Annotated in this window: 10 protein-coding genes and 1 pseudogene; 7 read left to right on the plus strand and 4 right to left on the minus strand. The window is 72.0% G+C overall.

Annotation, left to right across the window (positions count from 1 at the left end):
* The 4 genes and pseudogenes from VXC91_RS24750 to VXC91_RS24765 all read right to left on the minus strand — a co-directional run.
* A pseudogene (locus VXC91_RS24750) lies at window positions 1-475 on the minus strand (hypothetical protein); the annotation flags it as partial.
* Window positions 476-804: 329 nt separating this feature from the next.
* On the minus strand, window positions 805-1,911 hold the full coding sequence (gene prfB, locus VXC91_RS24755) for a peptide chain release factor 2 (protein ID WP_329509532.1): 1,107 nt from the start codon (window positions 1,909-1,911) through the stop codon (window positions 805-807).
* Window positions 1,912-2,068: 157 nt separating this feature from the next.
* Window positions 2,069-3,301: a serine/threonine-protein kinase gene (locus VXC91_RS24760; protein ID WP_329509533.1), complete on the minus strand. Its 1,233-nt coding sequence runs from the start codon at window positions 3,299-3,301 to the stop codon at window positions 2,069-2,071.
* A 206-nt stretch (window positions 3,302-3,507) separates the two neighbouring features.
* Window positions 3,508-5,079: a serine/threonine-protein kinase gene (locus tag VXC91_RS24765; protein WP_329509534.1), complete on the minus strand. Its 1,572-nt coding sequence runs from the start codon at window positions 5,077-5,079 to the stop codon at window positions 3,508-3,510.
* 542 nt (window positions 5,080-5,621) lie between these two features.
* Between VXC91_RS24765 and VXC91_RS24770 the strand changes: the two genes are divergently transcribed.
* From VXC91_RS24770 to VXC91_RS24800, 7 genes are all read left to right on the plus strand, one after another.
* The gene (locus VXC91_RS24770) at window positions 5,622-9,077 is read left to right on the plus strand and encodes an FHA domain-containing protein (RefSeq protein ID WP_329509535.1); all 3,456 of its coding nucleotides are present in this window, start codon (window positions 5,622-5,624) and stop codon (window positions 9,075-9,077) included.
* A 204-nt stretch (window positions 9,078-9,281) separates the two neighbouring features.
* Complete coding sequence (locus tag VXC91_RS24775) at window positions 9,282-10,673, plus strand: ABC transporter substrate-binding protein (protein WP_329509536.1); 1,392 nt, start codon at window positions 9,282-9,284, stop codon at window positions 10,671-10,673.
* Window positions 10,674-10,680: 7 nt separating this feature from the next.
* Window positions 10,681-12,033 (plus strand): carbohydrate ABC transporter permease, encoded by a 1,353-nt coding sequence (locus VXC91_RS24780; protein ID WP_329509537.1) that lies wholly within the window; start codon window positions 10,681-10,683, stop codon window positions 12,031-12,033.
* On the plus strand, window positions 12,030-12,938 hold the full coding sequence (locus tag VXC91_RS24785; protein ID WP_329509538.1) for a carbohydrate ABC transporter permease: 909 nt from the start codon (window positions 12,030-12,032) through the stop codon (window positions 12,936-12,938). The genes VXC91_RS24780 and VXC91_RS24785 overlap by 4 nt, the downstream gene beginning before the upstream one ends.
* A 165-nt stretch (window positions 12,939-13,103) precedes the next feature.
* The gene (locus tag VXC91_RS24790) at window positions 13,104-15,359 is read left to right on the plus strand and encodes a bifunctional glycosyltransferase/CDP-glycerol:glycerophosphate glycerophosphotransferase (protein ID WP_329509539.1); all 2,256 of its coding nucleotides are present in this window, start codon (window positions 13,104-13,106) and stop codon (window positions 15,357-15,359) included.
* Window positions 15,360-15,509: 150 nt separating this feature from the next.
* Window positions 15,510-17,702 carry a bifunctional glycosyltransferase/CDP-glycerol:glycerophosphate glycerophosphotransferase gene (locus tag VXC91_RS24795; protein WP_329509540.1) on the plus strand — a complete coding sequence of 731 codons (2,193 nt, stop codon included), beginning with the start codon at window positions 15,510-15,512 and terminating at the stop codon, window positions 17,700-17,702.
* Between the two features lie 5 nt (window positions 17,703-17,707).
* The gene (locus tag VXC91_RS24800) at window positions 17,708-19,909 is read left to right on the plus strand and encodes a bifunctional glycosyltransferase/CDP-glycerol:glycerophosphate glycerophosphotransferase (RefSeq protein ID WP_329509541.1); all 2,202 of its coding nucleotides are present in this window, start codon (window positions 17,708-17,710) and stop codon (window positions 19,907-19,909) included.
* Window positions 19,910-19,921: the final 12 nt, after the last annotated feature.

Below are 19,921 nucleotides of genomic sequence, written 5' to 3' on the forward strand. Positions count from 1 at the left end.
CGTTCCCGCCGGTGTTGCCGTTCCCGCCGCCGTTGCCGGAACCGCCCTCGGTGGTGCCGGTGGACGTACCCGCCGAGTTGCCCGTGGAGGTGCCCTCGGACGTACCCGTCGAAGTGCCCTCGGACGTACCCGTCGAGGTGCCCTCGGACGTACCCGTCGAAGTGCCCTCGGACGTACCCGTCGAAGTGCCCTCGGACGTACCCGTGGACGTGCCCTCGGACGTACCCGTCGAAGTGCCCACGGAGGTGCCCTCGGACGTGCCCTCGGAGCTGCCTCCGATCACGTTGACATTCGCGCCGATGTTCACGCCACCGTCGCTGTCTCCGTCGGGCGTGGACACGCCCAGGGAAACCGGGCCCACATCGACCTGCTGGTCCAGGGCGGAAGCCGCGCCCGCAGCAGTCAGCGAGGCGCCCGCGGCGATCACGGCACCGGCGGCTATCCGCGCCACACGGATCCGCGTCTTCTTGGTCATCTACCTACTACCCCCAGTAGCTGATCGTCGTTGGAGCAGCGCACGGGGCCACGGCATCGGGGACGGTTGTAGCACTGGAGCCCCCCGGTTCACATGCGCCCCATAGTCACGCATGCCACGCTTCAGACTTCCGAGTTTTCACAGCAACGTCAAGGTCGTTGCGCGCGCGATGTCCAATTGGTGATTGTTTGTGGGAGACACAGTCTGTGAGTGTGATGTAAAACCCAGACATCGGGCCACAGAAAAGGCAACCACCCCTGCGCGAGGGGCAGTTGCCTTATCAACAAAGCATCACTCTTCGGTGGTGCTTTCGACGTGCGCCATCGGGCTTACTTCTCCTGCTGCTTGCGCCAGCGAATTCCGGCCTCGATGAAGCCGTCGATCTCGCCGTTGAACACGGCCTCGGGGTTGCCGACTTCGTACTCGGTGCGCAGGTCCTTGACCATCTGGTACGGGTGCAGGACGTACGAACGCATCTGGTTGCCCCAGGAGTTGCCGCCGTCGCCCTTGAGGGCGTCCATCTTGGCCTGCTCCTCCTGCCGGCGCCGCTCGAGGAGCTTGGCCTGCAGGACGTTCATCGCGCTGGCCCTGTTCTGGATCTGGGACCGCTCGTTCTGGCAGGTGACGACGATGCCGGTGGGGAGGTGCGTGATCCGCACGGCAGAGTCGGTCGTGTTGACGCCCTGGCCGCCGGGGCCGGAGGAGCGGAACACATCGACGCGGAGGTCCGAGTCGTCGATCTCGACGTGATCGGACTGCTCGACGACGGGAAGGATCTCCACGCCCGCGAAGGAGGTCTGGCGCCGCCCCTGGTTGTCGTAGGGGGAGATACGGACGAGCCGGTGCGTGCCCTGCTCGACGGAGAGGGTGCCGTAGGCGTACGGCGACTGGACGGCGAAGGTCGTGGACTTGATCCCTGCCTCTTCCGCGTACGACGTGTCGTAGATCTCGGTCTTGTAGCCGTGCTGCTCGGCCCATCGCAGGTACATGCGCTGGAGCTTTTCGGCGAAGTCGGCGGCGTCGACGCCACCGGCCTCGGCGCGGATGTTGACGAGCGCCTCACGGGCGTCGTACTCGCCGCTGAGAAGCGTCCGCACCTCCATCTCGTCCAACGCCTTCTTGACGTCGGTGAGCTCGGTCTCGGCCTCGGCGCGGGTGTCCGGGTCGTCCTCGGCCTCGGCGAGCTCGAAGAGCACCCCGAGGTCGTCGATCCGGCCGCGCAGGGCCTCGGCCTTCCTCACCTCGGACTGGAGGTGGGAGAGCTTGCTGGTGATCTTCTGCGCCTCGTCCGGGTTGTCCCACAGGGACGGCGCGGCCGCCTGCTCCTCGAGCACGGCGATGTCTGCCCTCAACCGGTCGAGGTCCAGAACGGCCTCGATCGACTCCATGGTCGAGGAGAGGGACTTGAGCTCTTCGGATACATCGACGACTGCCACGCATCCAGCGTAACGGCTCCGCCGGGCGGTGAACGCCGGGTGACCGCCGGTTACGGAAGCGCCCGGCACCGGGGCCGGTCCGGGCCGCGGCCCCGGCCACACCGCATCGGCCGGAGGGACCGAGGCGGGACGCGGACAGCCGACCGCGCGCCCGTTGTCAGGGCGACGCCGGGGCCGAGTTCTGCGTCGCCGGGGACTGCCCGTCGTCGGCGTCGGACGTCGCCAGCCACGCCCCCACCCCGACCGCCGCCAGCAGGACCGCCGTCACCGCGCCCAGAACGAGCCGCCGGCGGCGGGCCTGCGCCCGGTGGCGGGCCGACCCCGGGCGCAGGGCGCCCGTGGCGCGGGGCACGCGGGCCGTGCCCCGGGCGCCGCCGGCCAGCTCGTCCGGCCCCGGCACCCGCATCGACGTATGGGTGTCCCGGTTGGAGTCCGGCTTCGCCCCGGGCACCAACGGGACCGACCCACGGCGCTCCCGGGCCGTCACCGGCTCTCCCGGCTCCACCGCCTCGTACGGCTCTTCGGCCTGCTCCGCATCGGGCTCGTCCACGTCCAGTGGCGGAATCCCCGCCAGCAGCGGCACCTGCTCCCGCAGCCGTGCCGCAAGCTCCGACGCCCGCAGCCGGGACGCCGGCCCCTTCGCCAGACACTGCACGATCAGCTGCCACAGTTCGTCCGGAATGCCGGGGAGGGGCACGACGGTCTCGGTGACATGGCGCCGCAGTACCGCCCCAGGATGTCCGCCACCGAAGGGCGTGAAGCCCGCCAGGAGCTCGTACAGGACCGTCGCCAGCGCGTAGATGTCCACCGCCGCCGTCGGCGGCAACCCCTCCACCAGCTCCGGAGCGAGGTAGTCCGGAGTGCCGATGATCTTCGTCGCCCGGGTGCGGCGCGGGGAGTCGATCAGCTTGGCGACGCCGAAGTCGGTCAGCAGCGCCGGGTGCGCTCCGCCCGGGCCCAGCGGCCCCTGCATGTCCAGCAGCACGTTCTCCGGCTTCACGTCGCGGTGCACGACCCCGGCCGCATGCGCCGCCGCCAGCCCGTCCGCCACGTCCGCCACGATCGCCACCGCCGCCTCGGGCGCCAGCCGGCGCTCCCGTTCCAGGCGGGTCCGCAGATCGGTGCCCCGGACCAGGTCCATGACCAGCGCCAGGTCGTTGCCGTCGACCACCAGGTCCCGCACGGCGACGACGTTCGGGTGGTCGAGCCCCAGCAGCGCCGTGCGCTCCTGGACGAAGCGGCCCACGAGCTCCTGGTCGGACGCGAGGTCCTCCCGCAGCAGCTTGATGGCGACGGGCCCCTCCGGCCCCTCGCCCAGCCACACCGTGCCGGCGCTCCCCCGTCCCAGGATCTGGTTCGCGATGTACCGGCTGCCGATCTTCCGTGCCAAGACTGCTCCTACTGGGGACGCGTATTGCCGACGCTGCGCCGTTCCGGGTCCGTGATGCCGCGGCGGACGCCGCGAACCGACGGACCCGGTCGACAAAACTACGCGTCCGAGGCCGCAACCTTCACCGCCCAGGCGGAAATCACCCGTCAGGTGTCGACAAATCCCCAAGCTCGGTACGTTGTTGGGCCGTCTCGGCCGTCCGCCGCTCAGGGCTTGCTCTCGCCCAGCCTCCCGATCCAGCCGGTCACGGTCGAGAACCAGTCGGTCAGCTGCGCCCAGTACGACTTCGACGTACCGATCCACTCCTGCAACGGGCTGAACTCCCAGACCAGCCACCCGGCGACGAACAGGATGAGGATCGTGAACAGGCACCCCTTCAGGCAGCCGAGTCCCGGGATCTTCATCGGGTTGGCGCTGCGCTGCCGCGGCTCACGTGCCGGACGCGGAGCCGGCTGCCGGGGCTGCTGCGGCGCGGGCGCGTACCGCTGCGGCTGCTGCCGCTGGGGCGCGTACTGCTGGGGCTGCTGCGAATGCCCGTACCCGGGCTGCCGCCGCGACTGCTGCGGGCGGGCGACCTGCCGTTGCGGCCGGCGGCGCAGCGGGTCCTCGTCGGGGTCGAGGTACGCCTGGACCTGCGTCTGCTCGTTGCGGTCACGGGCCGCGCGCAGCTGGGTCTGCCAGGGGTGCGGCCCGTCCTGCGGGGGCTGCCCGCCCGGCTGGTGCTGCGGCACCGGCGGCATCATGGCCGTGGGGTCGGCGGGGCCCGAGGTGTGCGGCAGGACACTGGTCGCCGCGTTCGGGTCGTACCCGGCGGCGTTGTGCGGCAGCACCTGGGTGGGGTCGCCCGAGCCCGGGACGGTCGCCGGGTCCGGGTCCGGCGCGAGCAACGCGCCCACGCCCTCAGCGGCGGCGATCCGCGCGGAGTTCGCGTGCACGCCGACGCCGTCGGCGACGACCCTCAGTGCCCGCGCCAGGTTCTCGGCGCTGGGCCGCTCCTCCGGGTTCTTGCGCAGGCACCGCTCTATGACCGTCCACAGCGGGTCGGGCACCGTCGAGGGGCGGCGCGGCTCGGCGCTCAGGTGCTGGTGGAGCACCTCGAGGGCCGACCCACCGCCGAACGGGGGACGCCCGGTGACCAGCTCGTACAGCAGGATGCCGGCGCCGTAGATGTCGACGGCGGAGGTCTGCGGGTGGCCCTCGGCGGACTCGGGTGCGACGTACGCGGGCGTGCCCACGAACTCCTGCGTGCGCGTGAGGCCCGGCGAGTCGGCCAGTCGGGCGATGCCGAAGTCGGTCAGCATCGGGTGCATCTGGCCGCTCTCCTGCCGGAGCAGGACGTTCGCGGGCTTCAGGTCGCGGTGGACTACGCCGTCCGAGTGGCTCGCGGCCAGCGCGTCGGCGATCTGCGCGGTGAGCAGGGCCGCGGCGACGGGCGAGAACGGCCCGTTCTCGCGAAGGTAGCGGTGCAGGTCGGGGCCGTCGACGAGATCCATGACCAGCGCCAGCAGATCGCCCTCGACGACCAGGTCGCGCACCCGCACGATGTTCGGGTGGGTGAGGCGGAGCAGGACGGACCGTTCCCGCAGGAACCGCATCACGATGTCCGGATCGCTCGCCAGCTCCTCCTTGAGGACCTTGATCGCCACGGTCTCGCCGGGCTGGCCCGCGACGGCCGCCTCGGCACCCGCGGTCTCCCGCTGGCGGGCTCGCCAGACGGTGCCCGTGGCGCCGCGTCCGAGCGGCTCCTCGAGCAGGTACTTGCTGCCTACCGGCCGCACGTCATGCGCTCCCTGCTGCTTGCTTGTCCGGTCCGTCCACCCGTTCTAAGGGTGGTCCGACCCACTGTAGTGCCGCAGATCCTGGCACCGGGATGTCGACGGCTGTGCGTCCGCCGCCTTTCACAGCCATGGACGTCTGCGGACATGCCGCCGTTCCCCGTACCCGTATCCCCTGTCCATGGGCTCCCGCGTCCTTCCCCTTGCCGCACCCATTGGGGGATACGTACGCCACTCCCGTACATGTTCGATATTCGGCGGTCGACGGGAAGACGCTCGCTTCGGCACACATGGTTGCCAGGACCGGACGTGACCGATCTCAAGCGGGCAGCGGCCGCGCACCGGTCAGGCACTTTTGCGGGCAGAGCCGACCAATCAAGATCACTTGGCGGTGGGCGGCGGGCGTGTTGTCGGCGGCAGGTGCGAGGATGCATCCCGTACTGGCCGATGTGCTCGTGCGCGGTGGGGGAAGGTCGCGGTGGGGACCGCGGCACGGCTCCCCTCACCGTCCTCGGGCGCCCGCGCAGAAGGGACCGCTGACGGCGATGCAGATCCGGCTGACCGTCGTAGACCCGCTGGGCCCGCTCCCGGAGTCCCAGGCACGCGCCGCGAGCTGCGATGTGCTGGTCACCGCGCCCGCCGGGACGGCGTTGGCCGCGGTCGCGTCGGGCCTGGCCGCGGCGGTCGGCTCGGGCGAGGGTCCCTCGGTGCTGTACGCGGGCACGGAGCGGCTGGACGCGCAGCGCTGCACCCTGGGTGAGCCGCCGCTGCTGGACGGCGCGGTGCTGACCCTGAGCGCCCCCGCGGAGCCGGGCCCCGAGCCGGACGCGGACGCGCCCCAACTGCACGTGGTCGCGGGCCCGGACGCAGGCGGCGTCCATCTGCTGCACGGCGGTGCGATCCGCATCGGCCGCTCCGCGGACGCGGAGGTCCCCCTGGACGACCCGGACGTCTCCCGGCTGCACTGCGCGATCACACTCACCGCCGACGGCAGCGTCTCGGTCGCCGACCTGAACTCCACGAACGGCACCGTGCTCGACGGCAGTCCGGTGACCGACCACCCGATGCGCTTCGCCCCCGGCGCCCTGCTCCGCATCGGCGAATCGGCCCTGCGGCTGACCCTGCCCGGCAGGATGCGGCCCATGGGGACGGCGCCGGACGGGGAGGGGCGGGTACGCGTCCTCGGCGAGGAGGACGCCGGAGACCCGGCGCAGGCCGCACCGTCGACGTCCGTGCCTCGCGCGCGCGGGGGAAGCGGCCCGGGGACGCGTTCCGGCGCCGCCAGGACACCCGGACCGGACACCGATCATGCCCGCGCCGACCGCACCGGCCCGTCCGGCGGCCTGTCCGGCAACACGCATCACGGCTACGGCGTCACCGCCTGGGGCGCCGCGGGCGGGGCCGTCCCAGGAGCGCAGGAGCAGGGAGCGCTGGAGCACGGGGCCGAGGAGCCGCCCTCCGGCCGGCTCCCGTCCTCGCTCGAGCAGGAGGACCCCCGCGAGCGGGGAGGTGCCCCGATGGCTCCGGTCCTGCCGGGACAGGGCGGAGCCCCCCTGATCGAGAGCCGGGGCCAGGCCGCCGGGGGGATGCGCAAGGGCACCCCGCCGCGCGGGACGGATGTGCCGCCGGGGGTGCGCAGGCGCGGCTTCACCGCGTGGGCGCGTCGGCTGACCGGGGGCCGCGGCGACCAGAGCGGCATCGGACGGGGAGCGTACGACGCGGACGGAGGTGCGTCGGTGCCCGCGTTCCTGGCGGCCGCCACCCCGGAGAAGTGGCCCGACCCCGCGGCGCTGCTGCTGGCGGTCCTCGGTCCCGGGCCACGGCTGTGGGAGCGCGGCCCCGGGCACCCGGAGACGCTCACCGTGCGGCTGGGCACGGCCGACCGGGCGGCACCGGACGGTTCGGGACTGCTGCCCGCCGTCCCCGTGACCGCCGGGCTGCGCGAGGTGGGCTCGCTGGGCCTCGCGGGGCCCCGGGAGCGGCTGGCCGGGCTGGCGCGCGTGGTGGTCGCGCAGCTCGCCGCGCTGCACTCCCCCGACATGCTGGAGCTGGTCCTGATCAGCGCGGACCGCTCCCGCCCGCTGGAGGAGCGCACCGCCGACTGGTCCTGGCTCGGCTGGCTGCCGCACCTGCGCCCGGCCCACGGCCAGGACTGCCGGCTCCTGCTGGCGTACGACCGGGAGCAGGCGGCGGCGCGCACGGACGAGCTGCTGCGCCGTCTGGAGGACCATCTGACGGACCAGGACGGCCTCACAGGACCGCCCCGCGGGACCGCCCCGGGCCGGCGTTCCGGCACGGCGGGCGAGTCGCCAGGGGCCTTTCACCACCCCGCCGATCCGGGAAACCCCGCGCTCGACCCGCAGGGCGCATCTTCCGTACGTGGTGCCGCCCGTCGCCCCTCCTGGGTGCGGGACGACGACCCTGCGGGCGGCGCGCTCCCCGGGCCGTACACCGTGGTGGTCGTCGACGGGGACCCCGGCGGTGCCGCTGTGCGCGAGGCCGTGGTGCGGCTGGCACACCAGGGGCCGCGGGCCGGGATCCATGTCATCTGTCTGGCCGAGGCGCCGCCCGCCTCGCCCGCCTCGCCGATGACGGCGACGTACGAAGCGGCATGCGCGACGTCGCCGGCGTTCCGCGAGTGCGGGGCCGTCGCACTGCTGAGCGGCGACGTGGCGACGGCGCTGCGGCTGCTGCGGGTCGCGCCGGGGGAGGGCACCGACGCCGCGCACGGGCTCCGTGCCCCGGTGGGCCACGGCACGGTGGCCGCCGTGGACGCGGTCTCCCCGGCGTGGGCCGAGCGGTTCGCCCGGGCGCTCGCCCCCTTGCGCACCGACGGCCGCGGGGAGCGGCACACGCGTGTATCGGCGCCGTTGCCCCAGGCGGCGCGGCTGCTGGACGAGTTGGGTCTGGCGCGGGCCACCCCGGCGTCGCTGATGGCACGTTGGGCGGACGCCGTCGACGACACCCAGGCGCCGGGCGGGCGCGTCTGGGCGGTGCTCGGCGCCGGGCCGCGTGGTCCGGTGTGCCTGGACCTGGTCGCCGAGGGGCCGCATCTGCTGATCGAGGGGCCGCCCGGCAGCGGCCGTACGGAACTGCTGCGCTCGATCGCCGCGTCGCTCGCGTCGGCCGAGCGGCCGGACCGGCTCGGGATCGTGCTCGTCGACGGCCGCGACTGCGGGCCGAACGGCCATGCCGGCGGAGACGGCCTGCGTGCCTGCATGGACCTGCCGCACGTGACCACCCACCTGGCGGCCAACGATCCGGTGCGCATGCGGGAGTTCGCGCAGTCGCTGAGCGCCGAGCTGAAACGGCGGGCCGAGTTGCTGGGGCGGCTCGGATTCGCCGAGTGGCACACGCTACAGGGAGCGTCGGGCCGGATCGGGCAGCAGCGGACGGGGAGTTCGGACTCCGGCGACCTGGACACGCCGCCGAGCACGACGCTGAGGCTCCGTCCCGCGGCGACGCGGGAGCAGACGGAGCCGGTGCCGCCGGCGGCGCGACTGGTCGTGCTGGTCGACGACCTGGACGCGCTGCTGTCACCGGCGCTCGGCTCACCGGGCCGCCCGGCGACCGGATCGGTGGTGCGCGCGCTGGAGGCGGTGGCCCGGGACGGCGAACGGCTCGGTGTGCACCTAGTCGTCGCCGCGGGCCCGGGCGGGCGGACGGCACAGTGGGAGCCGGCCCGCGCGGCCACGCTGCGGATCGCGCTCGAGGAGGTCTCCTCGGGTACGGACGAACCGGCGCCGGGCCGTGGGCGGCTGACACGGGCGGACGGCAAGGTGACGCCGTTCCAGGGAGGGCGGATCACTGGCCGCATTCCCCGCACGGCGACGCTGCGCCCCACGGTCGTACCACTGGAGTGGCAGCGCATGGGTGACCCGCCTGCCCGCCGTCCCGTCCGCGAACTCGGCAACGGACCGACGGACCTGGCCCTGCTGGCGAGCGCACTGGAGCGGGCGGCACGGTCGGTGTCGGCGATCGAGGTGCCTTCGCTGCTGTGACGCCGGGGGCTTGCGTCCGGGCTGTACCGAGTGGTGTCGGCAGCGTCATTGACGGTACGTCACGACGCGGTCACGATCGCGGGCTTGACAGCGCAGGCGCTCTTGCCGCCCTGAAGGGCCCCGCGTAGACCAGAGCGCACGGGACAGCACTCGAACGTTCGACGAGGAAAGAAGAACGGGGCAGTGATGCACAGCACTCTTCGTATGCGCAAGTCGCCGAAACACCCGAGCCACTTAACCCGCAGAGCCGCGCTGACCGCGGCGGCCGCCTTCATCGCCGGGGCACTCGCCCTCACCGGCTGCGGCGGCGGCAACGACAAGAGCAACGACGGCAAGCCGAGCGCCGGCGGCAAGGAGAGCGGCGCCACCGTCACGCTCCCCAAGCTGAACGGCCAGAGCCTGGAGGTCGCCGCCGTCTGGACCGGCGGCGAGCAGAAGAACTTCAAGCAGGTTCTCGCAGAGTTCGAGAAGCGCACGGGCGCCAAGGTCGCCTTCGTGCCCGCCCAGGACCCGATCATCAACTTCCTCGGTTCGAAGATCGCCGGCGGGCAGCCGCCGGACGTCGCGTTGCTCCCCCAGCCCGGCGCCATCAAGCAGGCTGTCGACAAGAAGTGGGCCAAGCCCCTCGGCCCCGAGGCCCAGGCGCAGCTCGCCAAGAACTACTCGCAGGGCTGGCAGGACCTCGGCAAGGTCGACGGCAAGCAGTACGCCGCCTACTACAAGGCCGCCAACAAGTCCCTGATCTGGTACAACGCGCAGGTTTTCCAGAACGCGGGCGCAGAGGAGCCGAAGCGCTGGGAAGAGTTGATGGCGGTCACCCAGGCCGTATACGACTCCGGGGTCACCCCCTTCTCCGTCGGCGGTGCCAACGGCTGGACCCTCACCGACTGGTTCGAGAACGTCTATCTCTCCCAGGCGGGCCCGGACAAGTACGACCAGCTGGCCCAGCACAAGATCAAGTGGACCGACCCGTCGGTGAAGGAGGCGCTGACCACGCTCGCCCAGATCTGGGGCGAGAAGGACTACATCGCGGGCGGTGCGGACGGCGCGCTGCAGACCGAGTTCCCCGCGTCCGTCACCCGGACCTTCACCGGCGGCGACCAGCCGAAGGCGGGCATGGTCTTCGAGGGGGACTTCGTCCAGGTCAACATCGCGGAGACGAAGGCGAAGGTCGGCACGGACGCGAAGGTGTTCCCGTTCCCCGTCGTGGGCGGGCAGGCACCCGTGGTCTCCGGCGGTGACGCGGCCGTCGTCCTGAAGGACTCCACGGCGGCACAGGCCCTGGTCACCTTCCTGGCCTCGCCGGACGCCGCGACCATCCAGGCGAAGCTCGGCGGCTACCTCTCGCCGAACAAGTCGGTCGCCGTGTCGGCGTACCCGAACGACGTGCAACGGAAGATGGCCGAGGCGCTGATCTCCGCCGGCGACAACTTCCGCTTCGACATGTCCGACCAGGCCCCGCAGGCCTTCGGCGGCACACCCGGCAAGGGCGAGTGGAAGGACCTCCAGGACTTCCTGAAGAACCCGAAGGACATCGCGGGCACCCAGGCGAAGCTGGAGAGCGACGCGGCGGCGGCGTACGGAAGCGGGAGCTGATCCGGCAATGACGTCGGCAGCCGCGGAGGGCGTCGCCAAGACCCCGGCGACGCCCTCCGCCCCCCGTCAGCGCAAGAGCGTGACCGGCACTAGCAGGACCGTGGCAGTGCTGTTCCTGCTGCCCGCCCTGGTCCTGCTGGGCGCGCTCGTGGTCTACCCGATCGGATACTCGCTGATCCGCAGTTTCCTCAGCCAGTCCGGCGACTCCTTCGCCGGATTCGACAACTACCAGGCCCTGTTCACGGACGAGGGCATCCGCACCGCTCTGAACAACAACATCATCTGGGTGGTGTTCGCACCGACCGTCTCGACCGCACTGGGCCTGATCTTCGCGGTGCTCACCGAACGGGTGCGCTGGGGAACGGCGTTCAAGCTGGTCGTCTTCATGCCGATGGCGATCTCGATGCTGGCCGCGGGGATCATCTTCCGGCTGGTGTACGACCAGGACCCGGACAAGGGCGTCGCCAACGCGGTGTGGGTGGGCGTCCACGACACGTTCGCCGAGTCGTCCGCGTTCCCGAAGGCGCACCCGGGCCGCCGGTCGCCCCTCGAGCCCGACCAGGGCGGCTTCATCACCGCCACGACGGTGCACACGGGCCGGCCGGTCACGCTTCCCCTGGTGGGCGTCGCCCCCGACCAGATGCCGAAGAGCGCGAAGCCGGCCGTCCAGGCGCAGCCGGGGCCCGGGAAGGTCACCGGCACGGCCTGGCAGGACTTCACGCGCGGCAAGGGCGTCGGCAAGCTCGGCGCGGTGGACCCGGCCGAGCAGGGCTACGCCGGCATGCGGATCGAGGCGGTGAAGGGCGGCAAGGTCGTCGCCTCCGCCAAGGCCGCCGCGGACGGGACGTTCACGCTGCCCGCCGCCGCCGACGGGGCACAACTGCGGCTGCCGGCGAGCAACTTCAAGGAGCCGTACAACGGCGTCGACTGGCTCGGTCCGGCGCTCGTGACCCCTGCCGTCATCGGCGCCTACGTGTGGATGTGGGCCGGTTTCGCGATGGTGCTGATCGCCGCGGGGCTCGCGGGGCTGCCACGGGAGCTGCTGGAGGCGGCGCGCGTGGACGGCGCGAACGAGTGGCAAGTGTTCCGCCGGGTCACCGTGCCGCTGCTGGCGCCCGTGCTCGCCGTCGTCACCGTCACGCTGATGATCAACGTGCTGAAGATCTTCGACCTGGTCTTCATCATCCCGCCGGGCTCCTCCCAGGACGACGCGAACGTCCTCGCCCTCGAGCTGTACCGCAAGGGTTTCTCGGAGGACCAACCGGGCATCGCGAGCGCGATCGCGGTGTTCCTGCTGCTACTCGTCATCCCGGTGATGCTGTTCAACATCCGCAGGCTCAGGCGGGAGGTGCGGCGATGACGACGCATGCCGGAAGTCTGCCGAAGGCGGCGCCCGCCACGGTCGTCCGGGCCAGACGGTCCCTCGGGGCGCGCCTGGTGGAGGGTGTCGGCAGCGGCCTGGTACGGGTCTTCCTCATCGTGGTCGGCCTGTTCTGGCTGGTGCCGACGGTGGGTCTGCTGCTCGCGTCGCTGCGCACGCCCTCCGACATGAGCGGCTCCGGCTGGTGGAAGGTCTTCGGCGAGCCCTCGCAGCTGACGTTCGAGAGCTACCGGAGGCTCCTGGAGAGCAGTGACATCACCAACTCCCTGCTGAACACGGTCCTGATCACCGTTCCGGCGACGGCCTTGGTCGTGGCGATCGGGTCCCTCGCGGGCTACGCCTTCGCCTGGATGGAGTTCCCGGGCCGCGACTGGTGGTTCCTGGGCGTGGTCGGCCTGTTGGTCGTCCCCGTGCAGGTGGCGCTGATCCCGATCGCCGAACTGTTCGGGAAGATCGGCCTGTTCGGCACGGTCTTCGGCGTGATCCTCTTCCACACGGGTTTCGGCCTGCCCTTCGCGGTGTTCCTGCTGCGGAACTTCTTCGCGGAGATCCCCCGGGAGCTGCTGGAGGCGGCCCGGCTCGACGGCGCGGGCGAACTGCGGCTTTTCGCACGGGTGGTGCTGCCGCTCGGCGGCCCCGCGATCGCCGGCCTCGGTATCTTCCAGTTCCTGTGGGTGTGGAACGACATGCTGGTCGCGCTGGTGTTCTCGAAGTCCGGTACGCAGCCGATCACGGTCGCACTGCAGACACAGGTACGCCAGTTCGGCAACAACATCGACGTCCTGGCCCCGGGTGCGTTCATCTCGATGATGATCCCGCTGGCCGTCTTCTTCGCGTTCCAGCGGCAGTTCGTGTCGGGCGTCATGGCGGGTGCCGTGAAGTAGACCCGATCACACGGCAGTTCCGGGGTGGACCGGCATCGAGGCCCACCCATCTCCGTTCACCTGGGATTTCCGTCGGCGTTCCCCCACTTGCCGCAGCCGGCGTAACCAAAGCGGCCCCTCGGCCGTTTCCGGGCAGTATGCCCGCGTCGATCCCATGGATGCCCCTTGCCCAGGTTCAGTGTCATCGTCCCCGCGTACAAGGTTCAGGCGTACCTGCAGGAATGCCTCACATCCGTGCTGGAGCAGTCGTACACGGACATCGAAGTGATCGCCGTCGACGACTGCTCGCCCGACGCCTGCGGCGCCGTCATCGACGAGTTCGCCGCCCGTGACCCCCGCGTCCACCCACTGCATCTGCCGCACAACGTGGGACTCGGACGGGCCCGCAACGCGGGCCTCGAGCTGTCGACCGGCGACTACGTGCTCTTCCTGGACGGCGACGACACCCTCACCCCGGATGCGCTCCGGGACCTGGCCGACCGGCTGAAGGAGACGTCCGAGCCGGATGTCCTGGTCTTCGACTACGCCCGTACCTACTGGACCGGGCGGACGGTCCGCAACCAGCTGGCCGGCCTGCTCGCCGAGGAGGGGCCGGCGCCCTTCCGGCTCGACGACCGCCCCGGACTGCTCTCGCTGCTGATGGTGGTCTGGAACAAGGCCTACCGCCGTGAGTTCGTCGAGCGCGCGGGCTTCACCTTCCCACCCGGCTACTACGAGGACACCGCGTGGACGTTCCCGGTGCTGCTGACCGCAAACACCATCGCCACGCTCGACCGGGTCTGCGTCCACTACCGCCAGCGCCGTCAGGGCAGCATCCTCGGCTCGACCAGCCGCAGGCACTTCGACGTCTTCGACCAGTACGACCGGGTCTTCGCACACCTCGACGCGCATCCCGAGCTCGACCGCTGGCGCCCGGTGCTGTTCCGCCGCATGGTCGACCACCTGACCACCGTATACACCCGGCGCGGCCGACTGCCCCGGGACAGCCGCGCCGAGTTCCTGCGGCTGGCCCGTGCCCACTACCGCCGGTACCGCGTCCCGGGCGCGCCCCTCAGGCTGCGCCATCTTCTGATCCGCCTCGGCAGCCATCGCACCTACCGCACGCTGTCGCCGGCGTCCGGTCTGGCGCGCCGCACCCGGCATCTGGCCGCCGGGGCGGGCCGGCGTCTGGCCGCCGCCGCGCTCCAGGCGCACTACCGCATCCAGCTCCGCCTCCCGCTCCGCGCCGACCGGGCCGTCTTCACGCGTGACGCGGGGGGCAGATACGGCTGCAACCCGGGCGCCCTGGAGTCCGCGTTCCGCAACTTGGTCCCGCACATCCGCACCGCGTGGATCGCGCACCCCGAGCATCACCACACCGTCCCGGTCGCCACCCGCCGGCTGCGGCCGGGCTCGGTGGTGTACTGGACGGCGCTGGCCCGTTCCAAGTACCTCGTGCACAACGACGACTTCGACCCCGGTGTGATCAAGCGTCCGGGCCAGATCCTGATCCAGACCCGGCAGGGCACCCCGCTCAAGCGCATGGGCCTGGACCTCCAGGACCGTCCGGCCGCCGCCCGCGCCACCGACTTCGGCCGGATGCTGCGCTCCGCCGACAGCTGGGACTACGTCGTGTCGGGCAACCGCCACTCCACCCTCGTCTGGGAGCGCGTGTTCCCTTCCGGGTTCACCACGCTGGAGTACGGCCTCCCCCGCAACGACGTCTTCGCCCGCGCGACCTCGGCGGACGTGGCCCGGCTGCGTCAGACGTTCGGGATCCCCGAGGGCTCGGTGGCGATCCTGTACGCGCCGACGTATCGCGACTACCGCCGCGGCCTGCGCCCCGCCCTCGACCTCGAGCGCTTTCTGCGCCGGCTCGGACCGCGCTTCGTGCTGCTGACCCGCGCGCACCCGTCGTCCGGCGGGCCACTCGCCCGGGTCACCGGCGGCCGGGCGATCGACGTCTCCGACCACCCGAGCGTGGAGTCGGTGTGCCTGGCCTCGGACGCGCTCGTGACCGACTTCTCGTCGCTGATGTTCGACTACGCCAACCTCGACCGGCCGGTCGTCGTGTACGCGGACGACTGGGAAGCGTACGAGGCGGCCCGCGGCACCTACTTCGACGTGCGCGACTTCCCGCCGGGCGCGGTCGCGCGCGACGAGGACGAGCTGATCGACATCTTCGCGACGGGCCACTGGTGCGGCTCACGCTCGGAGCAGCGGCGCAGGGCGTTCCGCGAGCGCTTCTGCCCGTACGACGACGGGCGTGCGGCCGAACGGATCGTACGCAGGGTCGTGCTCGGGGAGAACGCCTGGCTGCCGTCGGTGGTCCCCCTGGCGGGCCGGCACCCGGTCCCGTCCGCCGCGGCGGGACGGCCTGCCGCACCGCTCACCACCGTCCCCGTGCCCGGACGCCGCCTCCCGGTCACCGAACGCCTCTGACCACCGAGCCTCCCGACCCCCGGAGTTCCGCCATGCCGCACAGGCCCGCCCCCGCCCCCGCCCTCCCCGGACGGCCCGGGCGCTGACGCACCCGCACGCGTACGACGCACCTGCCCCGGGACAGGGACCGGGCCCGAGAGAAAGAGCAGAATGCCCCGCTTCAGCATCATCGTCCCCGCTTTCGGCGTCGCCGGCCGCCTGTCCCAGGCCCTGGACTCCGTCCTCGCCCAGTCATTCGGCGACCTCGAGGTGATCCCGGTCTGCGACGCGCCCGACTCCACGGCGGGCACGGTCGCGACCGCGTACGCCGAGCGGGACAAGCGGGTCGTCCCGCTCACCTCGCCCGCCTCGGGCGGCCTGGGGGTGGCCCGGACCACCGGGGCGGAGGCGGCCACCGGGTCGTATCTGCTGTTCCTCGACGGGGACGACGTCCTCATTCCCGGCGCCCTCGCGGCGATCGACGGACACCTGGCGGCGGTCGGTGACGTGGACGTCCTCTACTTCGACCACGAGCGAGTCCACTGGTGGGACGCCGAGACGTCCACTGCCCCGCTCGGCACGGCCCCCGACGGCGCCTTCACGCCCGACCGGGCTCCGGAACTGACCGGTGTCTCCGTGCCCGCCTGGAGCGCCGCGTACCGGCGCGCGTTCATCGCCGAGCATCGACTGGCCTTTCCGGCAAGCCACTTCACCGACATCGGCTGGGGCGGTCTGGTCACACTCGCCGCCGAACGCATCTCGGTACTGCGCTCGGTCTGTGTGCGGCATCTGGTGCGCCGGCAGGGCAGTCGGCTCCACACCCCCGGCGAGCACCAGTTCGACCTTCTCGACCAGGCCGATCTGGTACTGGGCCGGGCCGCCGAACTCATTCTTCCCGCCGACCGGTTGCTGCCGCTGTTCGAGCAGCTCTTCTCCGTCGTCCTGCGGACCGCCGCCCATCCGGAACGGCTGCCGCCGCATCGGCGCCGGGCCTTCTTCCGGCAGGCCTCACGCCTCTACCGCCGCCACCGCCCGACCGGGTTCCGGCCGCCCGCGGGCAGCGCCGGGGTCCGGCACCGGCTGCTCGCGTCCGGTGCGTACAGCGCCTTCCGGGCGCTGCGCGGCATCAGCCGGGTCACGGCGAAGGCGGTCCGAAGGCCCCCGGTTCCGCGCATGCTGCGCACCCGGCTCCGGTACGCGCTGGCGCTGCGCCGCCCGCTCGACCCCAACCTGGCCGTGTACTGCGCGTACTGGGGCCGCGGCTACGCGTGCAACCCGGCCGCGATCCACGCCAAGGCCAGGGAACTCGCCCCGCACCTCCGGTCCGTGTTCCTGGTCGAGCCGGACGCGGTGGAAAGCCTCCCGAAGGACGTGGAGTACGCGGTGATCGGCAGCCGTGCCTACTGGGACGTGCTCGCCCGCGCCACGTTCCTCGTCAACAACGCCAACTTCGCCGACGGCGTGGTCAAACGCCCCGGCAGTGTGCATCTGCAGACCCAGCACGGCACTCCGCTGAAGAAGATGGGCGTCGACCAGTCGACGTACCCGGTGGTCGCGGCCGCGACCGGCAGCTTCACCAAGCTGCTGGCGCGGGTGGACCGCTGGGACTACAACCTCTCCTCCAACCGGCACTCCACCGAGATGTGGGAGCGGGCCTTCCCCGGCGCCTACGAGACCCTCGAGTACGGCTATCCGCGCAACGACGTCTACTACACCGCGACCGCCCACGACGTCGCCCGTATCCGCCGCGACCTGGGCGTGCCCGAGGGCAGGACGGCGATCCTCTACGCGCCCACGCACCGCGACTACAGCGCCGGCTTCGACGCACGCCTCGACCTGGAGGCGTTCTGCGAGGCGATCGGCGACGACTACGTCGTTCTGCTGCGCGCCCACTACTTCTACGACGCGGGCGCGGCGAGGAACAGCGGCCGGATCATCGACGTCACGGGGCACCGCTCCGCCGAGGACGTGTGTCTGGCCGCCGACGCGCTGATCACCGACTACTCGTCGATCATGTTCGACTACGCCAACCTCGACCGCCCGATCGTCGTGTACGCGGACGACTGGGACGTCTACCGGGAGACCAGGGGCGTCTACTTCGACCTCATGGAGGCACCACCGGGCCGGGTGGCGCACGGGCCCGAGGACCTGGCCGCCGTCTTCCGGGACGGCTCGTACGCGGACGGCTCCGCTGCCGCCCTGCGCGCCGCCTTCCGCAAGCGCTTCTGCCGGTTCGACGACGGGCGCGCCGCCGAACGCGTGGTGCGCCGGGTACTGCTGGGCGAGCCGCCGGAGTCGATTCCGCCCGTGATCCCGCTCGCCGAGCGCATCCCGGCCCCGGCCCCCGCCCTCGTCAGGAGCTGATTCCCGTGCCCCGCTTCAGCATCATCGTCCCCGTCTTCAAGGTGCAGGGCTTTCTGCGGGAGTGCCTCGACTCGGTGCTCGGCCAGTCGTACGCCGACTTCGAGGTGGTCGCCGTCGACGACTGCTCGCCCGACGGATGCGGGGCGATCCTCGACGAGTACGCCGAGCGCGACCCACGCGTGCATGTAATGCACCTGCCGGAGAACGTCGGTCTCGGCCGGGCGCGCAACGCCGGGATGCCGCACGCCACCGGTGACTACCTCATGTTCCTGGACAGCGACGACACCCTCACCCCGGGCGCACTGCGGGCGATCGCGGACCGGCTCATGGAGACCCGCGACCCGGACGTGCTGGTCTTCGACTACGCCCGCTCCTACTGGTGGGGCGGCACCCGCCGCAACGCGCTGGCCCAAGTGCTCGCGGAGGCCGCCGGCACCTTCACCGCGGCCGAACGCCCCGAGATCCTCGACCTGCTGATGGTGGTGTGGAACAAGGCCTACCGCCGGGACTACGTCACCGGCCACGGCTTCAGCTTCCCGCCGGGCTACTACGAGGACACACCCTGGACCTTCCCCACCCTGCTCAGCGCCGGGCGGATCGCGACCCTCGACCGGATCTGTCTCCTCTACCGGCAGCGCCGCCAGGGCAACATCCTGTCCACCACCAGCCGCAAGCACTTCGACATCCACGACCAGTACGAGCGGGTCTTCGCGTACGTCGACGCCCACCCGGAACTGGACCGCTGGCGGCCGTACCTGCACCGCAAGATGGGCGAGCACTGTCTGGACATCCTCGCCAAGCCGGACCGGCTCCCCGCGTCCGCCAAGGGCGCGTTCTTCCGCCGCACGGCCGAGCTCTTCCACAGGCACCGCACGCGGGAACCGGTCCCCGCCGCACTGCGCGTCCTGGAGGGGGGATACGCCAGCTACCGGGCCCGGCAGCGGGCCACGGCCGCCGGCGACGCGCTCGGTCTGCGCGCCGGGCAGGTCCGCCGTTCGGCGGCCGGCCGCATCAAGCGCGGGTGGTCCTGGGTGCACGCACAGCGGTCCCTCGACCCGAACCTGGCGGTCTACTCGGCGTTCTCGCACCGCGGCGTCCTCGGAGATCCGGCCGCGATCGACCGCGCGGCACGCGACCTGGCCCCGCACATCCGCGGCGTGTGGGTGGTGAACCCGGAGCAGGTCGAGCACCTGCCGCCGGACATCGAGTACGTCCTGCCGGGGTCCCTGGCCTACCGGCAGGTCACTGCGCGCGCGACCTACTTCGTCAACAACGTCAACTGGCCCGGCTCCCTGGTCAAACGCCCCGGCAGCGTGCACATCCACACCCACCAGGGCACTCCGCTGAAGTACATGGGGACCGATCTGCGGGGCAAGCCGGGCGCCCGGCAGGGGGTCGACGTACCGGGGATGCTGCACCGCGCGGACCGCTGGGACTACAGCCTGGTCGCCAACCGCCACTCCGAACTGGTGTGGGACCGCGTCTACCCCTGTCACTTCACCTCGGTCCGCACCGGCAGCCCCCGCAACGACGTCCTCGTGAACGCGAAACCCGACGGCGGGGGCGCCTTCCGGCTCCGGCACGGCATCCCCGAGGACCACACGGTCGTGCTGTACGCGCCCACCCGCCGCGACCATGTGCGGGGCGGTCACGTGGAGGGGTTCGACCTGGCGCGGTTCGCCGAGGACCTGGGTGAGGGGCACACCCTCGTCGTCCGGCTGCACCCCTCGCTCGCGGACGGCCCGGCCCGTGGGATGGGGCTCACGGAGCTGCACCGGAGGGGCGTGCTGGTCGACGCCACCGACGAGCCCCACGTCGAGGAGGTGATGCTCGCCTCGGACGCCCTGGTCACGGATTACTCGGCCCTCATGTTCGACTACGCCAACCTGGACCGGCCGATCGTCGTGCACGCCGACGACTGGGGGGCGTACAGGGCGAGCAGGGGCACGTACGTCGACATCACGGCGAACGCACCCGGGCAGGTCTCGCGCTCCTACCGCGAGCTGGCCTGGCTCTTCGCCTCCGGGTGCTGGCGGGACGCGGACGCGACGTCGCTGCGGGCCGGATTCCGGGCGCGCTTCTGCGAGTTCGACGACGGGCAGGCGGCCCGACGGGTGGTGCGGACGCTGATGCTGGGCGAGCCGGATGCCGCGGTCTCCATCCCGGCCCCGTCGGCGGGCGACTGCGCCGTGCCGACCTCGACGTGACACGCGCCCGGA

Origin of the sequence: Streptomyces chiangmaiensis (genome assembly GCF_036281785.1) — a bacterium.
GTDB classification, from domain to species: domain Bacteria; phylum Actinomycetota; class Actinomycetes; order Streptomycetales; family Streptomycetaceae; genus Streptomyces; species Streptomyces chiangmaiensis.

Coding starts and splice junctions, on each gene's coding strand:
- VXC91_RS24780 (WP_329509537.1), top strand. CDS start 10,681: ATGACGTCGGCAGCCGCGGAGGGCGTCGCCAAGACCCCGGCGACGCCC.
- VXC91_RS24770 (WP_329509535.1), top strand. CDS start 5,622: ATGCAGATCCGGCTGACCGTCGTAGACCCGCTGGGCCCGCTCCCGGAG.
- VXC91_RS24785 (WP_329509538.1), top strand. CDS start 12,030: ATGACGACGCATGCCGGAAGTCTGCCGAAGGCGGCGCCCGCCACGGTC.
- VXC91_RS24795 (WP_329509540.1), top strand. CDS start 15,510: ATGCCCCGCTTCAGCATCATCGTCCCCGCTTTCGGCGTCGCCGGCCGC.
- VXC91_RS24775 (WP_329509536.1), top strand. CDS start 9,282: ATGCGCAAGTCGCCGAAACACCCGAGCCACTTAACCCGCAGAGCCGCG.